1 protein-coding gene and 1 pseudogene are annotated in these 672 nt (G+C 61.5%); both read right to left on the reverse strand.

Features of this window, described 5'->3' with window-relative positions:
• Positions 1-369 (reverse strand): chemotaxis protein CheB (locus tag QCE48_RS32060; RefSeq protein WP_309794490.1); only part of this gene is annotated, 369 nt, incomplete at its 3' end.
• A 117-nt stretch (positions 370-486) separates the two neighbouring features.
• A pseudogene (locus QCE48_RS32065) lies at positions 487-672 on the reverse strand (hypothetical protein); the annotation flags it as partial.

Consider the following 672-nt stretch of genomic DNA (forward strand, 5'->3'; position numbering starts at 1 on the left):
GCTACCGGCGCTGCGCTTTGAATCGGCGACTCGCAAATAACCGTCAGTCATCGCCAGGCTTTTCCCTGGCGCGATGACATACACATGATTTTTTTCGATGAGGACCGGCTGTACCACCTGAAGAACCGGCATGCCGGTGACACGGCGCAGCACATCGTCCGCGCTACTCACATGGTCAGGCGAGAGGTGCAAGACGACTACGAACGCCATGCCCATGTCGGTAGGGGCATTCTCGAAGAATTGCAGCAGGGCTCGAACTCCACCGGCGGATGCGCCGATCCCGACGACGGGAAACGGCAGACTACTTGCAGGACGGACCGTACTGTCAGCGGACCGGGGCTCGGGTTGCCCCGCAATAGCGTCGCTCATTGTCGTTCTCCTCGCGCGGCGCGCTCTGGGATTATCGGTCGACGCAGCCAGCCGCACGTGAGCGTACTAAAAACATCATACGCTTATCGCTCCCAGCCCCGGGGGGAGTGGCCATGCTCAAGGTGTGGATTGCCCGACAGTTTCCTGCTGAAGGAATCGGCGCAATGAATCCTCGAGCGCGGCGAACCTCGCGTGCTGTTCGAGTTCGTCCGAGGCCTCCTGAAGTTCGTTGCGCCGTTGCGCGACGTGCGCGCGTTCCAAGGCAAGAGCGGCGCGCTCCTGCAATCTGCGCACCGAGATCCA

Source organism: Caballeronia sp. LZ024 (assembly GCF_031451455.1).
GTDB lineage: Bacteria > Pseudomonadota > Gammaproteobacteria > Burkholderiales > Burkholderiaceae > Caballeronia > Caballeronia telluris.